This is a genomic window from Lysinibacillus sphaericus (assembly GCF_005217585.1).
GTDB lineage: Bacteria > Bacillota > Bacilli > Bacillales_A > Planococcaceae > Lysinibacillus > Lysinibacillus sphaericus.
On the sequence record NZ_SZPT01000002.1, the window covers coordinates 1,549,839 to 1,569,840 of the forward strand.

The 20,002-nt window shown below is 37.9% G+C and carries 19 protein-coding genes; 5 read left to right on the top strand and 14 right to left on the bottom strand.

The annotated features are described in order from the left end of the window. Positions 1 to 32 precede the first annotated feature (32 nt). Positions 33 to 1,145 (bottom strand): CAP domain-containing protein, encoded by a 1,113-nt coding sequence (locus tag FC748_RS13010; RefSeq protein ID WP_108029487.1) that lies wholly within the window; start codon positions 1,143 to 1,145, stop codon positions 33 to 35. Between the two features lie 148 nt (positions 1,146 to 1,293). Between FC748_RS13010 and FC748_RS13015 the strand changes: the two genes are divergently transcribed. Then, the gene (locus FC748_RS13015; protein WP_024362169.1) at positions 1,294 to 1,695 is read left to right on the top strand and encodes a YugN family protein; all 402 of its coding nucleotides are present in this window, start codon (positions 1,294 to 1,296) and stop codon (positions 1,693 to 1,695) included. 223 nt (positions 1,696 to 1,918) lie between these two features. Beyond that, positions 1,919 to 2,983, top strand: coding sequence for a sporulation integral membrane protein YtvI (ytvI, locus tag FC748_RS13020; RefSeq protein ID WP_080653308.1), 1,065 nt, complete (start codon positions 1,919 to 1,921; stop codon positions 2,981 to 2,983). A gap of 17 nt (positions 2,984 to 3,000) precedes the next feature. On the opposite strand, the gene FC748_RS13025 is transcribed toward ytvI, so the two are convergent. From FC748_RS13025 to cyoE, 7 genes are all read right to left on the bottom strand, one after another. Beyond that, complete coding sequence (locus tag FC748_RS13025) at positions 3,001 to 3,462, bottom strand: DUF420 domain-containing protein (protein ID WP_024362171.1); 462 nt, start codon at positions 3,460 to 3,462, stop codon at positions 3,001 to 3,003. 33 nt (positions 3,463 to 3,495) lie between these two features. Further along, positions 3,496 to 4,422 (bottom strand): cytochrome c oxidase assembly factor CtaG, encoded by a 927-nt coding sequence (ctaG, locus tag FC748_RS13030; protein ID WP_025218742.1) that lies wholly within the window; start codon positions 4,420 to 4,422, stop codon positions 3,496 to 3,498. A 327-nt stretch (positions 4,423 to 4,749) separates the two neighbouring features. Then, positions 4,750 to 5,094 carry a cytochrome C oxidase subunit IV family protein gene (locus FC748_RS13035; protein ID WP_024362173.1) on the bottom strand — a complete coding sequence of 115 codons (345 nt, stop codon included), beginning with the start codon at positions 5,092 to 5,094 and terminating at the stop codon, positions 4,750 to 4,752. 1 nt (position 5,095) lies between these two features. Further along, positions 5,096 to 5,722 (bottom strand): cytochrome c oxidase subunit 3, encoded by a 627-nt coding sequence (locus FC748_RS13040; protein ID WP_024362174.1) that lies wholly within the window; start codon positions 5,720 to 5,722, stop codon positions 5,096 to 5,098. Beyond that, positions 5,722 to 7,605: a cytochrome c oxidase subunit I gene (gene ctaD / locus FC748_RS13045; RefSeq protein WP_024362175.1), complete on the bottom strand. Its 1,884-nt coding sequence runs from the start codon at positions 7,603 to 7,605 to the stop codon at positions 5,722 to 5,724. The genes FC748_RS13040 and ctaD overlap by 1 nt, the downstream gene beginning before the upstream one ends. A gap of 39 nt (positions 7,606 to 7,644) precedes the next feature. Beyond that, the gene (gene coxB, locus FC748_RS13050; protein ID WP_024362176.1) at positions 7,645 to 8,733 is read right to left on the bottom strand and encodes a cytochrome c oxidase subunit II; all 1,089 of its coding nucleotides are present in this window, start codon (positions 8,731 to 8,733) and stop codon (positions 7,645 to 7,647) included. 98 nt (positions 8,734 to 8,831) lie between these two features. Continuing rightward, positions 8,832 to 9,749: a heme o synthase gene (cyoE, locus tag FC748_RS13055; RefSeq protein WP_024362177.1), complete on the bottom strand. Its 918-nt coding sequence runs from the start codon at positions 9,747 to 9,749 to the stop codon at positions 8,832 to 8,834. A gap of 336 nt (positions 9,750 to 10,085) precedes the next feature. On the opposite strand from cyoE, the gene FC748_RS13060 reads away from it, so the two are divergent. Beyond that, positions 10,086 to 11,009: a COX15/CtaA family protein gene (locus FC748_RS13060; RefSeq protein WP_024362178.1), complete on the top strand. Its 924-nt coding sequence runs from the start codon at positions 10,086 to 10,088 to the stop codon at positions 11,007 to 11,009. 379 nt (positions 11,010 to 11,388) lie between these two features. Here the strand turns inward: FC748_RS13060 and pyc are convergent, their stop codons facing one another. From pyc to FC748_RS13075, 3 genes are read right to left on the bottom strand one after another with little or no spacing between them, the layout of a single operon-like run. After that, positions 11,389 to 14,823 (bottom strand): pyruvate carboxylase, encoded by a 3,435-nt coding sequence (gene pyc / locus FC748_RS13065; RefSeq protein WP_108029486.1) that lies wholly within the window; start codon positions 14,821 to 14,823, stop codon positions 11,389 to 11,391. Between the two features lie 11 nt (positions 14,824 to 14,834). Continuing rightward, on the bottom strand, positions 14,835 to 16,016 hold the full coding sequence (locus tag FC748_RS13070) for an FtsW/RodA/SpoVE family cell cycle protein (protein WP_108029485.1): 1,182 nt from the start codon (positions 16,014 to 16,016) through the stop codon (positions 14,835 to 14,837). Positions 16,017 to 16,076: 60 nt separating this feature from the next. Continuing rightward, positions 16,077 to 16,358: an Fpa/YlaN family protein gene (locus FC748_RS13075; RefSeq protein WP_024362181.1), complete on the bottom strand. Its 282-nt coding sequence runs from the start codon at positions 16,356 to 16,358 to the stop codon at positions 16,077 to 16,079. A 182-nt stretch (positions 16,359 to 16,540) separates the two neighbouring features. Between FC748_RS13075 and FC748_RS13080 the strand changes: the two genes are divergently transcribed. Beyond that, positions 16,541 to 17,041 (top strand): molybdopterin-binding protein, encoded by a 501-nt coding sequence (locus FC748_RS13080; RefSeq protein WP_024362182.1) that lies wholly within the window; start codon positions 16,541 to 16,543, stop codon positions 17,039 to 17,041. A gap of 12 nt (positions 17,042 to 17,053) precedes the next feature. After that, the gene (locus FC748_RS13085; RefSeq protein ID WP_024362183.1) at positions 17,054 to 17,257 is read left to right on the top strand and encodes a YlaI family protein; all 204 of its coding nucleotides are present in this window, start codon (positions 17,054 to 17,056) and stop codon (positions 17,255 to 17,257) included. 96 nt (positions 17,258 to 17,353) lie between these two features. Here the strand turns inward: FC748_RS13085 and FC748_RS13090 are convergent, their stop codons facing one another. The 3 genes from FC748_RS13090 to FC748_RS13100 are packed head-to-tail and all read right to left on the bottom strand — an operon-like array spanning position 17,354 to position 19,901. After that, complete coding sequence (locus FC748_RS13090) at positions 17,354 to 18,148, bottom strand: ABC transporter permease (protein ID WP_024362184.1); 795 nt, start codon at positions 18,146 to 18,148, stop codon at positions 17,354 to 17,356. Next, positions 18,141 to 18,908: an ABC transporter ATP-binding protein gene (locus FC748_RS13095; protein WP_108029484.1), complete on the bottom strand. Its 768-nt coding sequence runs from the start codon at positions 18,906 to 18,908 to the stop codon at positions 18,141 to 18,143. The genes FC748_RS13090 and FC748_RS13095 overlap by 8 nt, the downstream gene beginning before the upstream one ends. After that, positions 18,909 to 19,901, bottom strand: a complete 993-nt coding sequence (locus FC748_RS13100; RefSeq protein ID WP_024362186.1) for an ABC transporter substrate-binding protein — start codon at positions 19,899 to 19,901, stop codon at positions 18,909 to 18,911. Positions 19,902 to 20,002 lie beyond the last annotated feature (101 nt).

Below are 20,002 nucleotides of genomic sequence, written 5' to 3' on the forward strand. Positions count from 1 at the left end.
CATTCTCTAAAATTGTGTGAGTGACTGGCACCTTATTCATCCGAATTCTCAAACGATTCTTCGCTTGCATCTTTCTCACTGTCATCCTTTTGCTTTGTAGGTTCCATAAAAATTTGGGTATAGTAATTTAAAAAGACACCTGACCCTACTACCGTATATTTATCATTTAAAATGACTTTGCGATGTTCTGGTGAATTTTGCCAACCATGCATTGCTTCAATAGCATCGAAGTACGCAGTCGCTAGATTTTCATTCGCATTATTAAAAACAATACCCTGTGCATCTAAACGTTTCTTTAAATCGCCGTTCGTTGGTGATTCATGACCAGAAAAATTTTGTACCTTCATATCTTCACTGTGTAGTTTTGCCACTTCTTCTAATTTTTCATCACGTTCCAATGGCGCTAAATGGTGATGAGCTCGCGTGACGTTAATTAAATCATCAAGCTGTCTAGCACTTGCTTCATTAATTTCCTGTTGTAAAAAGGAGGATGGAGGTGTTGGACTCACAAGCTCACCTTGATAAATCATTTCATAAGGCTGATGTAGTACTAACGTCTCACTATCTGTAAAGCGAACGCCTTGTAGCTCACCTGTTTCGCTATCAACATAAAGCTGTGCAAAAAGCCCGTCAAATTTAACGAGTAGTCTTGTCTGCATATCTTCTTCACTCATAGAAAAAATGAAAATATTTTCTCCTACATTCGCTGCTACTTCATAGTCAATAATTGTCATTCGGTAAATATCGTCGCGCTTCTGACCAATTTTAAAAGGTGAAGCATCCAACTTATCTCCGGCTATGTATACTTGTGTCACGATATTATTTTGCACACCTAGCATAAAAAATGTTGACACACTTGTGTTATAAACCCACCATTCGTAACCAAATGACGAAGGTTCTTTTCTTGCTGGTTCACCGTATTGTTCTACAATCATCTGAGTTCCTTGTCCAATGAATGTCGACATACCACTTTGCGGACGGGACATCGCACCTACATCTGGCTGCTCCAGCTCTGTTTTTGGAATAATATTCGAATTGGCATTTGGTCCTTCGAGTGGCTCATTTTCTTTTGCAGTATTAAAGAACATAAAGCCGATAAACGCAATTGTTGCACAGGCAATTAAAATGCGAAATAAAGCTTTCATACACGACTCCTTTTCTTCACCATTATTGTAAGTTATTATATCAATTGTAAACGTGTTGACACAATGTTGTCATTGCAACAATGTCGAATATGCTCTATTATAAAAATGAGCGTATACTTTGTATAAAAAGCTAAAGGAGGATTATTAGATGTATTTTGAGAACACTAACCTTGAAAATTTAACAGCTGACCAAGAACTGATTGAAAACATTATGAAAAAAAATGGTTTAGAATGTGACGGTGCTTGGGATTACGAACGAATGACTTTTGACCGTCGTTTTGATACTCGTGAAGGTCGTTACTACCTACGCGTATTCGCCTATGCGCAATCTGGTGATGTTGGAGCACACGATGCCGTTCTAACATTAATGAAACCAGTTCTTGGTAAATACTACTATCCACACGGCGTTGAGTATGGTGCAGATGAAGTTTTCCCAGCTCACCTTGTCAAAAAATGTGACGAAATCTTAAACAAAGTAAGATTAGACTTAGAAGCATTCGCAATTGAATCTCCTTCTAATAAAAAAGCATTGGAGCCTGTTAACGCATAATTAGCGCTAACGACATTCTTGTGAAAGCCAATGCCTTCACCACTTGCATCTTATTAACGATAGAGTTGCCTCGATGCGACAACAATCTTTTAAAAATGCGAGCTTGTCATAACAAATAGATATGTATCAAGAAAAGACTGGTGGTCCAGTCTTTTTTATTTTGAGTAAAAAAATTTTTTCTTCTCATACTAACAATATCTTTCAAATGATGTAGGTGAGATTCTTGATACAATTTCTTAAACAACCTTTTTTTCGTCATCCAATAATCGTTATCGCTTTAGGATTGATTATACTTTGGTTTTTATCCTTATCTTTTCCCATACTTCTTGCCTATGTAACCGCATTATTATTAGAACCTCTCATTATCCGAATGAGCAAACGCTTTCGAAAAAAACGAAAAATCATCGTCTCCATTTTTTGGTTATTATTTTTTTGCATAACGCTATTACTATGTATTTTGGTAGGCTTTATAAGCTGGAAACAATTTTCATCGATTATTATTCATATTCCAGATTACCTTAACCAATTATCAGCACTCTGGATTCAAATTCAATCTAAACTAGCTAACTATACGTATCATTTACCTTTAGATCTCGTAACACAAATTCAATTCATGATAGCACGAGCACTTTCTTCCATTGAAAAATTTGCCCTTTCATTAACAAATATAAATGTTTGGTCATCAATACTGACACATATCCCAAATCAATTGTTTGATATTTTCGTTTATTGGATTGTGTTATATATGTTGCTTTTAGATTTACCTGCAATTAATCGAAAACTTCTGACTCCTATCCCCTTTCATTACCAACAAAAAATACTCTTTATTGGGGAACGAGTGAAAGTGGCATTATTCGGCTTTGTGAAGGCACAATTACTCGTGGGTGTTTGCATTTTTGCAGTAGCCTTAATCGCATTTTACTTGTTAAAAACACCTTTTCCATTCATATTAGCACTTTTACTTGTCGTATTAGATATTATCCCCTTTTTAGACTCGTTTATTTTGCTAGTACCTTGGGCAATTTACAAAGCTTTTACAGGTGACTATGTCTTTGCAATTGCCTTAATTGCGCTGACAGTCATTCTTTTCTTAATACGACGCATGATTGAACCAAAAATTATAGGAGACAAGATCGGGCTTTCATCACTTTCCACTTTTATCGCAATGTTTGTCGGCTTTAAAATATTTGGTTTTCTCGGTATTTTAATCGGTCCTTTACTTGTTGTCGTAGCACTATCTTTATTCAATCAGCCTTCTATAAAAAATCTCCCACCTACAAAAGAGTAAGGAGGGAGATTTTTGCGTTAAAATCCTAAAATTGCTTTAATAACAGACGTTGTTTCACCTGGTTCAAATAGTATATATAACAACATGTATACCATTACACCTGTGACTGCTACAAAAAACCAAATAATACTAGTAATTGGTCCAATGCGTTTGTGAAGCTTAATGTTCATTTTTAACCCTGAAATAATACTAACAATCCCAAACACTGCCCCAGTAGTTGCTAAAGTAATGTGGAAAATTAGGAAAAATGTATAATAAGGTTTTAAATCCTCACCGCCACCAAACGCTGTATTACCAATAAAGATCGTACGTGAAGCATAGATGATAAAGAAGCAAAGTGCAGCAACACCAGCAGCTAACATAACTTTTTTATGCGCTTCTACTTTTCCCTTTATAATTAAGCCCCAACCAATTGCTACAAGTACTGCACTTATCACGATAAATGATGTACTTATAGTAGGCAAAATTTGCAATTCCATTCACAAAACCCCTTATACAATATAAATTTCTTATTAAAGCTGATGTTGTTCTCTTTCCCATTTCTGTTGGTGTGCTTTTAATGCATCGGCAGTAATTTTATCAGGATCTTTTTGCTCAGAACGATACCATTTTGTAAAGATAGCCCCGATTAATACACCAAAAATAATTTCTTGCAATATTTTCATAAGCACTCCACCAAGTTGCTGATCCGCCACAGGCTTCATATCTGTAAATAGCTCTGGTCCAGATAATGATAAGCTAGATAAAGTGGAGGCCGGCACACATAACTCCATTGCCTTTAACCATGCTTCACCACTCGTATACGTTTCATACATTGCATTCGGTGCGAAAATAATTAATGCACACGCAGGTGTAATTAAAACCGCATTGGCAATAATGTAAGCCAATTTATGCAAAGGTTTCATTTCAGAGCTATTTGGCATTTTTTGAATTAAAGGCCAGTACATTAACACAGCAGAAACAAATAATACAAAAGTATATGTACCATGTAACGTCTCGTTTAATTTAATGTAGTCTAAAACTGACGGTAAATGATAGAAAGAAAATAGACCAATAAAAACAAATATCGCAACCACTGGTAATGTTAACACTTTAAATAATGATTTGACAACTGGCGCTTCAATCGCAACTTTCCATACCCACCAAGGAATACCCTTAATAAGGAAAATTGGTACAAGTAATAAAAGAATAGCCATTTGCACCATATGCATCGTAAACATGATATGAGCCATAACATCTATTGGAGAGCCTTTTATAATATAAATCGTAATCATTGCCAATACGAAATAAATCGCTTCACCTTTTTTCAGCGGCTCACTGACTTTAAAATCTTTACGCCATTTCGTTGTCACTAAAAAATAGATTGCTGTTATAAAAACGAGAACCCCTATTAAATACGGGCTCCATAAAGCTTGGAAACCAAATATACTAAGTGGCATACTATTAGCGCTCCTTTACCTTATTTCAGCATACATTGCTAACACCTAAAGTGTAATGCACGCTAAAACATTCTACTTATTTTGGAAACAAACTTCTACAAACAAAGTTAAGCCTCTGGCACATGTCCTAGATTTAAAAAGCAGACACTATAAATAAAGACCTATTTATACCGAGACGTAATCAAAACTTCAGTACTCCCATTATAAAACGCTTACAGCTATACTGCAATGAACGAACGGTGAACAATTTACAAGCGATCTATTTCTGTTTATAAACGAAAAAAGCACGTCTCTGCAAATTGCAGAGAACATGCTCATTTTTGGTGATTACCACCAAATAATTGTTAAAAATGCTAAGAAGAATGTAAATGCGATTAATATTCCCATCCACATAAAGAATGCAATCACACCACCGAAGTGTGTTTTTTTGTCTTCTAAGTGCATGAAAGCATAAAGTTGTAGGACAACTTGAACGCTTGCAAGCAATAGTACAAATGGCGCTATAAAGTATTTAGAAAAACCAGCTGCAACAACAGCAAATGCGATAAATGTTAAGAAAATCATAATCGCAAAGTTGATTACTTGTTTACGCATATGAACGGCATTATGATGACGATCATATTCAAATTGAGCTTGAGACTTAGCAACTACAGGTGTATCATGTGATGACATATTATCCGATCACTCCCATCAAGTATACTGCTGTAAAGATAAATACCCAAACTACGTCAATAAAGTGCCAGTATAAGGCAGCCACGAAGAACTTAGGTGCATTATACAAGTTAAGACCACGTTTAGCGTTACGGATAAGTAAAGTTGTAATCCAAACTAACCCTAAAGATACGTGGAAACCGTGTGTACCTACTAGCGTATAGAACGCAGTTGCGAATGCAGATTGGTCAAATGTGAAACCAAGATGCACATAGTGTTGGAACTCATAAATTTCTAGGGCAAGGAAGCCAAGACCTAAAAGTAAAGTGATTGCTAACCAAGTTTGCATACCTTTGTAATTAAAATTACGCATATGGTAAATTGCATAAACTGAAGTTAGTGAAGATGTTAATAATAACATCGTCATAGCAAATGCTAACGGTAATTCAAATAAACCTTGTGTTGTGAACTCCATGCCAGCTGGCCCTTTGTTCTTAAGTGCTAAATAAGTAGCAAATAAACTTGCGAAAAGTACAACTTCACAGGCAAGGAAAATCCAGAATCCAACGATTTTATTTTTACCTTCCATCGTTGCTTGTTCAGGATGGTCTGGCCAAGTATGAGGAGTAAATTTAGTATTGTAATCCATTATTTATTTCCTCCTTTACCGTAAAGTTGTTCTTCAATTTCAAGAATGTCTTCTTTGTGTAGGTGGAAACCGTGATCGTCTTTAACAGAACGGACAATCATTGCACCAAATGTAATAGCAAGACCGATAATTAACACATAAATTGACCATGATTTATCAGCATCTGCATTATAAAGAGCACCGAATGCTGCGATAAATAAACCTAAAGAAATAACGAATGGAATTGCAGAGTTGTTTGGCATATGAATATCACCAATTGGCTCAGCAAATGTTACTTCTTTATTTCCTTCTTGCTTTTCAATCCACCATGGATCTAGACCACGAACAAGTGGTGTTTGACGGAAGTTGTAGAATGGAATTGGTTGTGGAATTGACCATTCTAAAGTACGACCGTCGCCCCATGGATCGCGACCTGCTGGTTTACCTTTGATAGACATTAAGCAGTTGATTACCATTAAGATAACCCCTACGCCCATCATCAATGCACCGATTGTAGAAATATAGTTGAACTGATCCCAACCTTGACCTTCCATGTAAGTGAATACGCGACGTGGCATACCCATTAAACCTAAGAAGTGTTGCACGAAGAATGTTAAATGGAATCCGATAAAGAATACCCAGAAAGTCAATTTACCAAGCGCTTCGTTTAACATACGGTTGAAGAAAATTGGCCAGTAGAAGTGCGCTGAACCGAATAAAGCCGTAACGATACCACCAACGATTACGTAGTGGAAGTGAGCAACGATAAAGTAAGAATCGTGTAATTGGTAGTCAAGTGGAGCAGATGCTTGCATTACCCCAGTAACACCACCCGCAACGAATGACGGGATGAAACCAAGTGCATATAGCATTGGTGTCGTAACTTTAATAGATCCGCCCCAAATAGTTAAGATCCAGTTGAATACTTTCATACCTGTTGGAACGGCGATTGCCATTGTTGCAACAGCGAAGATTGCGTTCGCAGTTGGCCCAAGACCAGTTGTGAACATGTGGTGAGCCCAAACCATGAAGCCTAGGAAACCAATTAAAATTGTTGCGAATACCATTGAAGAGTATCCGAATAGACGCTTACGAGAGAATGCTGGGATAATTTCCGAGAATAAACCGAAAGCTGGTAATACTAAAATATATACTTCTGGGTGTCCGAAGATCCAGAATAAGTGTTCCCAAATTACTGTGTTACCACCCATTGTATGGTCAAAGAAGTTACCACCGAACATACGGTCAACTAACATCATTAATAAACCAATTGTTAATGGAGGGAATGCGAATAAGATTAATGCACTTGCTACTAATGTAGTCCAAGTGAATAATGGCATACGCATAAATGTCATACCTGGAGCACGCATTGTAATAATCGTAACGATAAAGTTAAGACCTGAAATTAACGTACCTGCCCCTGAAATTTGTAAACCAAGTACATAGAAGTCAATACCATGACCTGGAGAATATAAAGATAATGATGCATAAGATGTCCAGCCCGCATCAGGAGCGCCACCCATAAAGAATGACAGGTGAAGGAATACAGCACCTAGGAAGAACAACCAGAACCCTAACGAGTTAAGGAACGGGAATGCAACGTCACGTGCACCAATTTGTAATGGTACAAGCATGTTCATAAATGCGAATAGTAATGGAGTCGCAGCAAGGAATAACATTGTTGTTCCGTGCATCGTTAATAATTCATTGAAAAAACCAGCTGACACGAAATCGTTATTTGGTTTCATTAACTGAATACGCATTAATAACGCTTCAAAACCAGCGATAGCGAAGAACAATGTACCGGCTAATAAATACATTACAGCTAACTTTTTATGGTCAACAGTTGTAATGTAATCCCAGACAGCTGCTCCAAAGCCCTTTTTCTGTGTATATGAGCTCACAACTTTTACCTCCCTCAAAGTTTGTTACATAAACAAAAATTATTTCTCTACTGATAAGCCCATGATGTAAGTTGCAAGAGCTTGAATTTCTTCATCAGTTAAATCACCATAAACTGGTGCAGTACCTTCAGGATTCATCATTAAGTTACCTGGTTTGAATTCTCCTGGATTTTTAATCCATGCTTTTAAGCTTTCTTCATTATGGTCTAAGAAACCTGCAACTCGGTTACGGTCACCGAATGTAGTTAAGTTAGGACCAACGCCACCAGTACCGCCTACGCCAGATACAGCGTGACAAGCTAAACAGCTGTTAGCAAATGTTGCTTCACCTAAATCAGTTGAATCTTTAGAAGCAGTTTGTCCTTCAGTTGCTTTCATGTTTGCTACCCAAGCATCAAATGCTTCTGGGCTAACTGTTTTTACTTTAAAGTCCATTAGTGCGTGTGAAGGGCCACATAGCTCAGCACATTTACCATAGAATACGCCATCTTTAAGATCTGCTGATTCTTTATCAAATACTAAGTAGAATTTGTTTAAGTTTTCTACGTTCGTATCCATTTTACCGCCAATCGCGGGAATCCAGAATGAGTGCTTAACATCAGCAGCTTTTAAGTTAAAGTAAACTTTTTGACCTGTTGGTACAACTAATTCTTGAGCTGTTACAATCCCTTGGTTAGGATATTCGAACTCCCACCAGTATAATTTTGCAGTTACGTTTACTGTTAGAGCCGTTTTGTTACCTGCTTCATCTACTTCGTCCATTGCAGCAACATCTGCAAATTTATAAGTAGCTGTAACAACCGGTACAGATAAGATTAATAATAAAATAATAGGAATAACTGTCCAAATTACTTCAAGTGTGTGACTACCTTCTACTTGCTTAGGAATAACATTTTCGCCTACTTTTGAACGGCGGAACTTTAAGAATGCAAGTAAATAGATAACAGATACTACAACTATAACTAACGTCATAATTCCAGTAGCCAACAATAATAGGTTGAATTGTTCTTTACCTACTTGACCAGATGGTTTCAGTGCAGAAATATAATCTTCACCACAACCTGAAAGGAAAACCATCATCACTGCTAGAAGTGAAAAAAGACGCCACTTTTTAAGCCCTTTCATCATAGCTTAATTAAACCCCTCTTTCTTTGTTGTATTTTCATGTGTACCTAGGACATTGGTTCTGTCTATATGAATTCTTGTGAAAGAAAGAATCCCTAAATTTAGCTGAACACCGCAAATATTATAATTGCCACAAATAAGATCGTCATATGATTCAATGAGTAAATAAACATTTTATTTGCCCATTTCATATCATCTTTTGTGGTAAAGCCCTTTAAAGCTAGTATTAACCAGCCTAAGTTCAAAGTAGTCGCAAGCACTAAAAATCCAATTCCAAGCTCAGGTAATAGGAACGGTAACGGGAATAATAAAAGAATCCAGAAAAACATTGAGTACTTCGTTCGTTTAAAACCTTTCACTACTGGTAGCATTGGAATATTAGCTGCACGATATTCTTCAGTACGTTTCATAGCAAGCGCATAAAAATGCGGTGGTTGCCATGCAAACATAATAAGAAAGAGAGCAAGTGCTCCTGGGCCGAGTGCAGGTTCAACAGCTGCAAATCCAATTACAGGTGGAATCGCCCCCGAAATACTTCCGACTATCGTGTTACTAACATGCTTTCTTTTTGACCACATTGAATACAGAACAACATAAGCGAATATTCCTACTAGTCCCCACATGCCGGCTGCAAATGATGCCGTAAATAACAAAATTTCACCTACAATTAAAAATGAGAGGGCAATGGTCAATACAAAATTCGGCTTAAATCTACCTGTAACTGTCGGTCTTGACTTCGTTCGTTTCATAATGGGATCAATATCTCGGTCAATGAAATTATTCATTGCACCAGAACCGCCAATAATTAATGCCGCACCCAGCATGATACAAACGATGACATTAAGCTCTTGCAAGAAATGTCTACCAGTAAACTGAAATGCCAGCCACATCCCTGTAAACGTTGTGACAAGATTCGAGTTAACGATTCCAATTTTTATCAGAGCTAAGAAATCTTTTACAACAGATGTTGATTCTGGATCAGTGTTTCTAGTAGCCGATAACGTACGACCGTTTGACATGTTACCTCTCCTTTCATTTTTGTAAGCATATTCCGCTAACAATAACTATAGCGAAATTTGCGATTGATTTCTAGACGTTTAGTGAAATTTAGATGAAGTTGTAAAAATTAGCTTTGTCTAGAAATATAATTAAAAACAACATATCTATAGTAAAACATTTTCTAAAATGAATTGTGAAGGTTAAAGTACGAAATTATGAACAATTTGTGAAATGGAATCGACATCTATTACTCCCTTCTCTTTACAAGTTGTATTTTAATTGTATTTTAGATATCATCTAGTAGCAGAAACATTACTTTCATGTAATATTGATAGATAAAGTAGGTGACTCATTTTATGCAACATAACAGGTATATGAAGTGGTTTGCTGTTGCCGCTACACTGGGAATGCTCCTTATTTTACTTGGCGGGGCACTTGTTACAAAAACAGATAGTGGCTTGGGCTGTGGTCGAAACTGGCCAGATTGTAATGGTTCTCTTATCCCAAAAGAAATTACAACAGAAGTATTAATTGAATTCTCTCATCGTCTTGTTACAGGAGTCGTATCCATCTCAATTCTCGTTCTAACAATTTGGACATGGCGGAAACTTGGTCATATTCGTGAAGTAAAATTTTTAGGTTTTTTATCGATGTTCTTCTTAATTGCACAGGCACTTATTGGAGCAGCTCAAGTATTATGGGGACAAGGAGACTTCATTCTAGCTCTGCATTTTGGAATCTCGCTTATTTCTTTTGCAGCCGTTCTTCTTCTTTCTATGATTGTATTTGAAGTTGATCGAAAGTTTGATGCAGATAACGTATTTATTGGGAAAAAGCTACGTTGGCATACAATCGCTGTCACAATTTATTCTTATTTAGTCGTTTATACAGGGGCACTTGTTCGACATACAGATTCTAGTTTAGTATGTCCTGACTGGCCATTTTGCTACAATGAAACACCTTTTGCTCAACCAAACAATATGTACGAATGGGTTCAAATGGGACATCGACTGGCAGCTATCATTATTTTCATTTGGATTACATACATAACTTGGCACGCTATAAAAGAATACAAACAACAACGTGTTATTTATTATGGTTGGATTACTGCTTTCATCATCGTTATTCTACAAGTTTTAGCAGGTATGTTAGTAGTCCTTACTCGATTGAATTTAACAGTAGCTTTATTACACTCATTGTTCATTTCACTTTTATTCGGCCTTCTTTGTTACATGATTATGCTCGTAGCACGTAGCAATTATAATGAAAAAAATAAATAACATTCGAAAAGGATTCGACACGTTGCTGTCGAATCTTTTTTATTTTCCATCACATCCTTCCTCCTGACCTCAAAATAATGCGTGCCTTTAATTTTTTCGAAGAAACAACTGGATTATATTATTTTTTTGATGTCTTCGTAGTTAAAGAATAGGCCACCTTCAGCAATAAAACGGTAGACAATTGCAACCTATTTGTGGCTAAGTCAGTGCAATGGCTAAAGACGCTGAATGTCTAGAAAGAAAGTGGGCTTTAATGCTCTTTTCAAACCATCTGTTATGAAAATGGATTTATAACATGCCTTAAGCACTTTCTACTATTAAGAAAAAAGGTTATTAGTGCGCTACAATATAGCTACTAATAACCTTTTTTTATCGTTCATTATTCAATTTCAATTAATAAATCACCTGTTGAAATGGCATCTCCTGCACTTGCGTATACCTCTTTCACTATACCATCCTTTGGTGCCTGTACAGTTGTTTCCATTTTCATGGCTTCGGTAATTAACAAGTGGTCACCACGTTTGACAGGGCTGCCTTTAGATACAACGACTTTTAATACAGTCCCTGGCATTGTTGCCCCAATTTGGTTCGGATTGCTTGGGTCTGCCTTGAGAGCTATGCTGCCATCCACTTCTACCGTCATATCTTGAATGACAAGCTCGCGCGATTGACCATTTAATTCAAAGTAAATAACACGTGTACCATCATGCTGTGGTTCACCAATCGATACCAGTTTAATAATTAACGTTTTGCCTTTTTCGATTTCTACTTCAATTTCTTCGCCTAGCTTTAAGCCATATAAAAACGTTGGCGTATCTAGCACTGAAATATTACCGAAGGACTCTAGCGTTTTCGCATACTCTTCAAATACTTTCGGGTAAAGTGCATAAGCGAGTATATCTTTCTTCGTAACAGGACGATTTAATTTATCCGCCAATACTTCCTCTAGCTGTTCAAAGTTAACAGGCTCTAACAGTTCACCTGGTCGAACAGTAATTGGTTCACGCTCTTTCAATACCACTTTCTGAAGTTCCGCTGGGAAGCCCCCATGTGGTTGCCCTAAATAACCTTGGAAAAATTCAATAACGGAATCAGGGAAATCAATCGTTTTCCCTCTCGTTATAACGGTTTCTTCATTTAATTCGTTTTGCACCATAAATAATGCCATATCACCGACTACTTTAGATGACGGTGTCACTTTCACAATGTCTCCAAATAATAGGTTGACACGTGAATACATGCGTTTTACTTCATCCCAGCGATCGCCTAATCCGACAGCCTTTGCTTGTTGTTGTAAGTTGCTGTATTGACCACCCGGCATCTCATGGACGTAAATTTCAGAATGAGGGCTAATCATGCCACTTTCGAAATCTTTATAGTATTTACGCACATCTTCCCAGTAATAAGAAAGCTTTTCAAGCGATTCAATCTCTGCACGAATTTCGCGTTTACTACCTTTCATCGCATAATATAAAGAGTTAGCACTTGGCTGTGATGTTAAACCTGCCATTGCACCGAGTGCAGTATCTAAAATATCTACCCCTGCCTCGATTGCTTTTGCATATAAATAAATCCCATTGCCACTTGTATCATGCGTGTGCAAATGAATTGGTAGGCTTGTCGCCTCTTTAAGCTCCGATATTAAGCGGTAAGCAGCTTCCGGCTTTAACAACCCAGCCATATCCTTAATCGCTAAAATATGGGCTCCTGACGCCTCTAGCGACTTCGCCATATCTTTGTAATAATGCACGGAGTATTTTGCACGTCCGTCATCTAAAATATCACCTGTGTAGCAAATCGCAGCCTCTGCAATTTTCCCTGCATCTCTTGCTGCATCAATGGCAACTTCCATCCCTTTAATCCAGTTTAAGCTATCGAAAATACGGAAGACATCAATACCCGATGCAGCCGACTCAGCAATAAACGCACGAATTAAATTATCGGGATAGTTCGTGTAGCCTACAGCATTCGCCCCACGCAATAGCATTTGGAACAGCACATTCGGTATTTGCTCACGTAGCTTAGCTAAGCGTTCCCATGGATCTTCCTTTAAAAAACGATACGCTACATCAAACGTTGCGCCACCCCACATTTCTAACGAGAAGAAATTATGCATCATACGTGATGTTTCATCTGCAATTTGATACATATCTTGTGAACGCACACGCGTAGCTAATAAGGATTGATGTGCATCACGGAACGTTGTATCTGTTAATAACACATCATCTTGTTGTAAAATCCACTGCACTAAACCGTTTGCACCTTGCTCATCTAAAATTTGCTTTGTACCCGATAACGGCTGCCCATTCAAATCCACAAGTGGCTTAATAGGCTGTGAGAAAATTGGCTTGGCCTTGTTTTCCACCCCTGGGAAACCATTTAGCGTCACATTACCGATATAACTTAACAGCTTTGTCCCGCGGTCTTGTCGCACAGGGAAATTGAATAATTCAGGCGTTGTATCAATAAAGCTCGTGTCAAACGAACCTTCTAAGAAATTTTTATGCGTTACTACATTATTTAAAAATGGAATATTCGTTTTTACCCCGCGAATACGGAATTCTTTTAAGTTACGGTCCATTTTCGCAGCCGCTTCTTTAAAAGTCATACCTGATGTTGAAATTTTCACAAGCAATGAATCATAATACGGTGTAACAACGGCACCTTGGAATCCGTTCCCTGCATCTAAACGAACGCCAAAGCCACCACTTGAACGATATACCATTAACTTCCCTGTATCTGGCATAAAATCATTCGCTGGATCTTCAGTTGTTACACGTGCTTGAATCGCATAACCAATCATCGGAATATTCGCTTGTTGCGGTATGTGTATTTCTTCGCTATGCAAGCTGTAGCCTGCCGCTACCTTAATTTGCGCATGTACGATATCAATGCCTGTAATCATTTCCGTAATTGTATGCTCTACTTGAATTCGAGGGTTTACCTCGATGAAATAAAAGTCATCGCCCGCAACTAAAAATTCAACTGTCCCTGCATTTATGTACGAGACATTTTTCATTATTTGAACTGCTGCATCACAAATTCTATTTCTTAAATTTTCTGAAATTGAATTCGATGGCGCAATCTCTACAACCTTTTGATGGCGACGTTGAATCGAACAATCACGCTCATATAAATGCACAATATTGCCCATTTTATCGCCTATAATTTGAACTTCAATATGTTTTGGGTGAAGTATGCATTTTTCTACATACACTTCATCAGACCCAAAGGCTGCTTTTGCCTCTGATTTGGCACGTTCATAAGCAGATGCTACATCGTCCTTTGTTTGCACGACACGCATGCCGCGCCCACCGCCACCTAAAGAAGCTTTAATCATAAGCGGGTATCCGTATTGTTCACCAAAAGCTTGTACTTCTTCTACTGAAGCAACTGGACCATCAGTACCCGGAATAACAGGAATATCTGCGTTAATAGCTTGTTCACGCGCTTTTACCTTATCGCCAAACATATCTAAATGTTGTGAAGTTGGACCAATAAATAAAATGCCCTCTTCCTCACAACGACGTGCAAATTCCACGTTTTCTGATAAAAAACCATACCCTGGATGAATCGCATCAACGCCTGCATCCTTAGCGATTGCAATGATGCCTTCAATATCTAAATACGCATCGATTGGTTTCTTGCCTGCCCCTACTAAATAAGCTTCATCCGCTTTAAAGCGATGGAATGCTCCACTATCCTCACGTGAATAAATAGCGACTGTGTGAATGTTGAGCTCCGTACACGCACGGAAAATTCGAATTGCAATTTCTCCCCGATTGGCTACAAGGATTTTGTTGATTGATTCCATAGGTATCCCCCTTATGTTTGTGATTTCCTTCTTTCTACCTTTTCGAACATGGAAACATTAATCAATATCCCCATAGCTAAAGATAGCAAAATTATAGATGTCCCGCCGTAACTAATGAAAGGCAGCGTGACACCGGTTAACGGGATTAACCCGGTTACACCCCCAAGATTAATAAACGATTGCCAGGCAATCCAGCTCGCAATCCCAGCAGCAATCATACGTGCTAGTGGATCTTTTGTTCGCAATGCAATGGAAAAACCTTTATATACAATAAATCCTAAACCACCTAAGACGATTAGAACTCCCCAAACACCAAGTTCCTCCATTACAATCGCCATAATAAAATCGGTTTGTGGCTCAGGCAAATAACCTAATTTTTGAATAGATTGACCGAGTCCTCTACCTTCTAGACCGCCACCGCCAATTGCATAATAACTATTGACAACTTGGTGACCTACTCCATTTTCAAATTCAAATGGATTAAAATAAGATTCGATACGTCCTTTACGGTTCCCTTTTAATAATTCACCTTTAAATAGCCAGAGCATGCCTAGAATAGCTGTACCAAATGCACCTAACACACCAAAAAACTTCCAAAACGTTTTAAAAGGAATACCACTTGCTGCGACCACAGATACAGCGATACCGCATAAAATAATAACTGCCCCTAAATCTGTTTCAAAGGCTACACCAGCTACAACAAGTATCCAAAGGAAAATTGGATAAAAAATCTCTGTCGGCTGAAGCTTTTCAAATGTATACTTTTGAGATTTCCGATAAAATGCTGCTGCAAAATATAAAATTATAAATAGTTTCGCATATTCGGAAGGCTGAAAATTCCCCAATCCTGGTACCCTAATCCAACTTTGAGAGCCTACCTCGTCTGCCCCATTACCAGCTACTTTTACCCATGTAAAAAGCACAATTAACACAATCGTCAGTAACAACATAATATTCTTATTTGCATAATGCTTATAAGGGAAAAATGCTGCGGCCACAAATCCTAAAGACGCGACTGCTAAGTTAATAAGTTGTTTTTGATAAAAATAATCGGGTGCTTGTTCTTTGTGGACGATTGCCACCATCATACTTGAGCTATAAATCATTACTAAGCCAAATAAACTTAACAACAAAAACGTTAAAAATAATGGGTAATCAAAATTTTGAGCATATCGTTTTAAGTATTGTTTCATTGGAAAACCTCGTTCTAGAAAAAAAACTCAAATCGCAAGCAGCGTTTGAGTTTTTTCTTTTTATTTGTCTGTATACGCGTCATGTAGTACAGAAAGTTCCTTCTCGAGTGAATCGAGAATGGCCTTGCCTTTTTCGCGTTCAATAAGTCCAAGCTTCACAGCAAAGTCTATTTCACGTGAAAGGCCGAACATTTGTGTATCTAATACTTCTTCATATAAAGGGCATTGTGGCATCGTTAAATGATCCATTTGTACTCGAATGAGGCGAGCAATTTTGTCTGCATCAGCAACTAAAAGCTCCAAAGCCTTCTCTTGAAAGGAAGTTTGTGATTTCGTATCCATGAGGACGCCCCCATTATCTGATATTTCTTCGATTCTATCTTAATAAAGTTTATCTTTTAGTCGCTAAAAATGCAAGTGTCTTCGTCGGAAAATAAACAATCCGAATTATATTTCTTTATTATCTCCTTGCATTAGCGTTATACTAATTCATGGATATACAAGATTTGAGGAGGATTTCTATTATGGAAACAATTATTCCTATTAAGGGTGCAGTTTCGTATCAACTAACATTAGATCCAACGGTTTGGATTTTTGACGATCGTAAATTAGACTTAAATACGTACTTCCAGGCAAGTGCAGTAGAGGAAGATGCGGATACAAAATATATGCGCGAAGTCGGTGCTCACTGGTCACGTGAAATTATGGAAGGTGCTACTTTCCCACCAACATTAAAATCAGAACGAAAATTCGACCGCAAAGGGATGGAAACGGGCACTTTCGGTATCGAATTAAGTCACTTCTTGAAAAATGCTGAAGTTAAACCCGAAGCGACAACAATCGTCATTGAATGCAAAAATGGGGAAGAACATGCATTTACAATTGAAGAAGCACAGACATTAATTTTTAAATACAGTCAGGATGGCAAACCTTTAACCGAAGATGGACCCGTTCATGTATTATTTGGAGACGGCTCCAATGTAGACAGCCCTATTAAAAATGTGTTAGCCATTCGTGCGGAATAGGGAGGGAATGCGATGCGCGTAAAATGTGTCATTTGCGATACTATTAACCAGTTAGATGATGATTTACCGTTAGCAAAAAAACTGCGTAATCGTCCGATTCATACGTATATGTGCGACACATGCCATGATCGAATTAAGGAAAATACGGTGGCACGTATTGAAACGGGAAATTTCCGCTTTTACCGTACCTCACCACAAATGGACAAAGAATTTTAAGTGCCAGGCACTCATACAATTTAAAAAGCGCTCGCTCTAGCAGATTTAACAGTACAAAACGCAAAACCCTATTCATACAGGTTTTGCGTTTTTTACTTAGCCATTATTTTTGATAATCACTTTTTCCAGCAATTCGACAACTTGATACATAATTGTCGCGAAGAAAGCGATAATGAGCAGTGACATAAGGACAAGATTAAAGTTAAATACTTGGAAGCCATAAATAATTAAATAACCAAGCCCCTTTGAAGCAACTAAAAACTCACCAACAATCACACCAACCCATGACAAACCAACATTCACTTTCAAAGTCGAAATAATAGTTGGAAAAGAAGCAGGCAAAATCACCTCTTTGAAAGTTTGCCAACGAGTTGCACCAAAAGTTTGTAACACTTTACTGTAATTGGGATCCACACCTTTAAAAGCGGTGTACACAACAATGGTAGTAATGATGATAGATATCAGAGCACCCATTGCAATAATCGAAAAATAACCTGGTCCAAGTGCAACGATTAAAATCGGCCCTAACGCCACTTTTGGCATAGCATTTAATATTACTAAATACGGATCTAAAATTTTGGATAACATCGGAGACCACCAGAGGACAGTTGCAATCAAGGTCCCTAATAATGTTCCAGCAATAAAGCCGATAATCGTCTCCATTAACGTCACACCAACATGTAATGTGAGTGTGCCGTCGCTTACTTTTTCAATAAACGTTTGCCATACATAGGTTGGTGAGCTAAAGATTAAACGGTCAATCCATTCAAGCCTCGAGAGCAGCTCCCACCCCCCAAAAAAGACCAGTAAAATAATGATTTGATATAGACGAACGAAGCGCTTTTCCTTCTTTAGCAATTGTTGATATTGTTTAAACAATGTATTATCCAAGACTCTCCAGCTCCTTCCAAATCGTTTGGAATACATCTGAATAAGCTGGATGTTGCCTTACATCGAACGGAGATAATTGTTGTAACTCAGAAGGTATTTCAAACACTTTGTGTAACATGCCTGGATTAGCCGAGAAAAGAAATACCCTTTCACTCATAGCGATTGCCTCACCAATATCATGTGTGACAAGAATCGCCGTTTTCTGATAGGCCTTTAATGTTTCGACAACTAAATCTTCAAGCTTTAACTTAGATTGATAATCGAGCGCTGAAAATGGTTCATCTAGCAATAATATTTTCGGATTAACCGCTAAAGTCCTTGCAAGTGCTACGCGTTGACGCATTCCTCCGGATAACTCTCTCGGATAATAACTTCCGACATGTGGCAAACCAATTTCATGTAAGAGCGCATTGGCCGTTACTTTATGCGTTTTATTATCCCGCTGCATGATTTTTAAACCAATGGTGACATTGTCCTCAATCGTTTTCCACGGGAATAGATAATCTTGTTGAAGCATGTAGCCGATAAGTGCCTGATTATGTGGCGCAATAATTTCGCCATCAATAAAAACCTTGCCTTCCGTTGCAGGAAATAACCCAGCAATAATGGACAAGAGTGTCGTTTTTCCACAGCCACTTGGCCCTATAAAAGAAACAAACTCCCCTTCACGAATATCTAGATTAATATCTTTTAAAACTTCCTTTGCCTGCGTACTAGAAAAATAACTATGGTGAACATGATCTAGTTTTAAAAATTCCATTTACTCTGCAGCCTTTTTTGCAAACTTTGTATTCACAAGCTCTTCATATTTTACTCGTTGAGGAAGTTCACCTGCTTCCTCCATAATTGTTTGTAAGTTATCCCACTCTTCTTCATCCAAAATTGGATCTGTTGCATAAGAGCCTTGTGATTTATAACGTTCGACCACCGTCTCAATTAACGCTACATCAACATTTTCAAAATACGGCTGAATTATTTTTGCCACTTCTGCCGCACTTTTCTCTTGTACAAAATCTTGTGCTCGCTTCAGCGCATTAGTAAATCCTTGCACCGTTTTAGCATCATCCTTTAAGTAGCTACTTTTTGCCATAAAGGACGTGTATGGTAAATGGCCTGATTCCGTGCCAAATGAAGCAACAATATAACCTTTCCCTTCTTTTTCAAACACACTCGCTGTCGGTTCAAACAACTGAACATAATCTCCTGTTCCTGAAGCAAAGGCTGTAGCGATATTGGCAAAATCAATATTTTGAATAAGTGTTACATCTTTTGTAGGATCAATGCCATGCTTTTTCAAGACAAACTCCCCAGCCATTTGTGGCATTCCACCTTTACGTTGCCCTAAAAATGTTGATCCTTTTACATCTTCCCATGAAAAATTATCCATCTTTTCACGGGCTACTAAAAATGTACCATCTGTTTGTGTTAATTGTGCAAAGTTTTGAATCGGATCGTTCGCACCTTGAGCTGTTACATAAATGGATGTTTCTGAGCCAACTAAGGCAATATCGATGCCATCTGAAAGTAACGCTGTCATCGTTTTATCGCCACCGGCAATCGTTTGTAGCTCAACAGAAAGTCCTTCCTCTTCAAAAAAACCTTTTTCAAGCGCTACATATTGCGGAGCATAGAAAATCGAGCGCGTCACTTCTCCGACCTTTACTTTTTCTAGCTCCGCTTTATTACACGCTGCCAATGAAAGGAGCAACAAAGCAATACTACTAAATAACAAACCTTTTTTAAGCCAACGCATTCCATTTCCTCCTTGATTGATAAATAGCCTATCGAGACTAACTTATTCACGTTAGAAGATTTAGGTGCCAACCATTTTGTCATATGTCATTCAATTGATTG

Excerpts from the sequence above, each read along its gene's own strand:
- FC748_RS13040 (WP_024362174.1), bottom strand. The coding sequence starts at position 5,722 with ATGGATTACAATACTAAATTTACTCCTCATACTTGGCCAGACCATCCT.
- FC748_RS13070 (WP_108029485.1), bottom strand. The coding sequence starts at position 16,016 with ATGAAACAATACTTAAAACGATATGCTCAAAATTTTGATTACCCATTA.
- FC748_RS13095 (WP_108029484.1), bottom strand. The coding sequence starts at position 18,908 with ATGGAATTTTTAAAACTAGATCATGTTCACCATAGTTATTTTTCTAGT.
- FC748_RS13025 (WP_024362171.1), bottom strand. The coding sequence starts at position 3,462 with ATGGAATTGCAAATTTTGCCTACTATAAGTACATCATTTATCGTGATA.
- cyoE (WP_024362177.1), bottom strand. The coding sequence starts at position 9,749 with ATGTCAAACGGTCGTACGTTATCGGCTACTAGAAACACTGATCCAGAA.
- ctaG (WP_025218742.1), bottom strand. The coding sequence starts at position 4,422 with ATGCCACTTAGTATATTTGGTTTCCAAGCTTTATGGAGCCCGTATTTA.
- pyc (WP_108029486.1), bottom strand. The coding sequence starts at position 14,823 with ATGGAATCAATCAACAAAATCCTTGTAGCCAATCGGGGAGAAATTGCA.
- FC748_RS13035 (WP_024362173.1), bottom strand. The coding sequence starts at position 5,094 with ATGTCATCACATGATACACCTGTAGTTGCTAAGTCTCAAGCTCAATTT.
- FC748_RS13075 (WP_024362181.1), bottom strand. The coding sequence starts at position 16,358 with ATGGATACGAAATCACAAACTTCCTTTCAAGAGAAGGCTTTGGAGCTT.
- FC748_RS13015 (WP_024362169.1), top strand. The coding sequence starts at position 1,294 with ATGTATTTTGAGAACACTAACCTTGAAAATTTAACAGCTGACCAAGAA.
- FC748_RS13060 (WP_024362178.1), top strand. The coding sequence starts at position 10,086 with ATGCAACATAACAGGTATATGAAGTGGTTTGCTGTTGCCGCTACACTG.
- coxB (WP_024362176.1), bottom strand. The coding sequence starts at position 8,733 with ATGATGAAAGGGCTTAAAAAGTGGCGTCTTTTTTCACTTCTAGCAGTG.
- FC748_RS13085 (WP_024362183.1), top strand. The coding sequence starts at position 17,054 with ATGCGCGTAAAATGTGTCATTTGCGATACTATTAACCAGTTAGATGAT.
- FC748_RS13080 (WP_024362182.1), top strand. The coding sequence starts at position 16,541 with ATGGAAACAATTATTCCTATTAAGGGTGCAGTTTCGTATCAACTAACA.
- FC748_RS13100 (WP_024362186.1), bottom strand. The coding sequence starts at position 19,901 with ATGCGTTGGCTTAAAAAAGGTTTGTTATTTAGTAGTATTGCTTTGTTG.
- FC748_RS13010 (WP_108029487.1), bottom strand. The coding sequence starts at position 1,145 with ATGAAAGCTTTATTTCGCATTTTAATTGCCTGTGCAACAATTGCGTTT.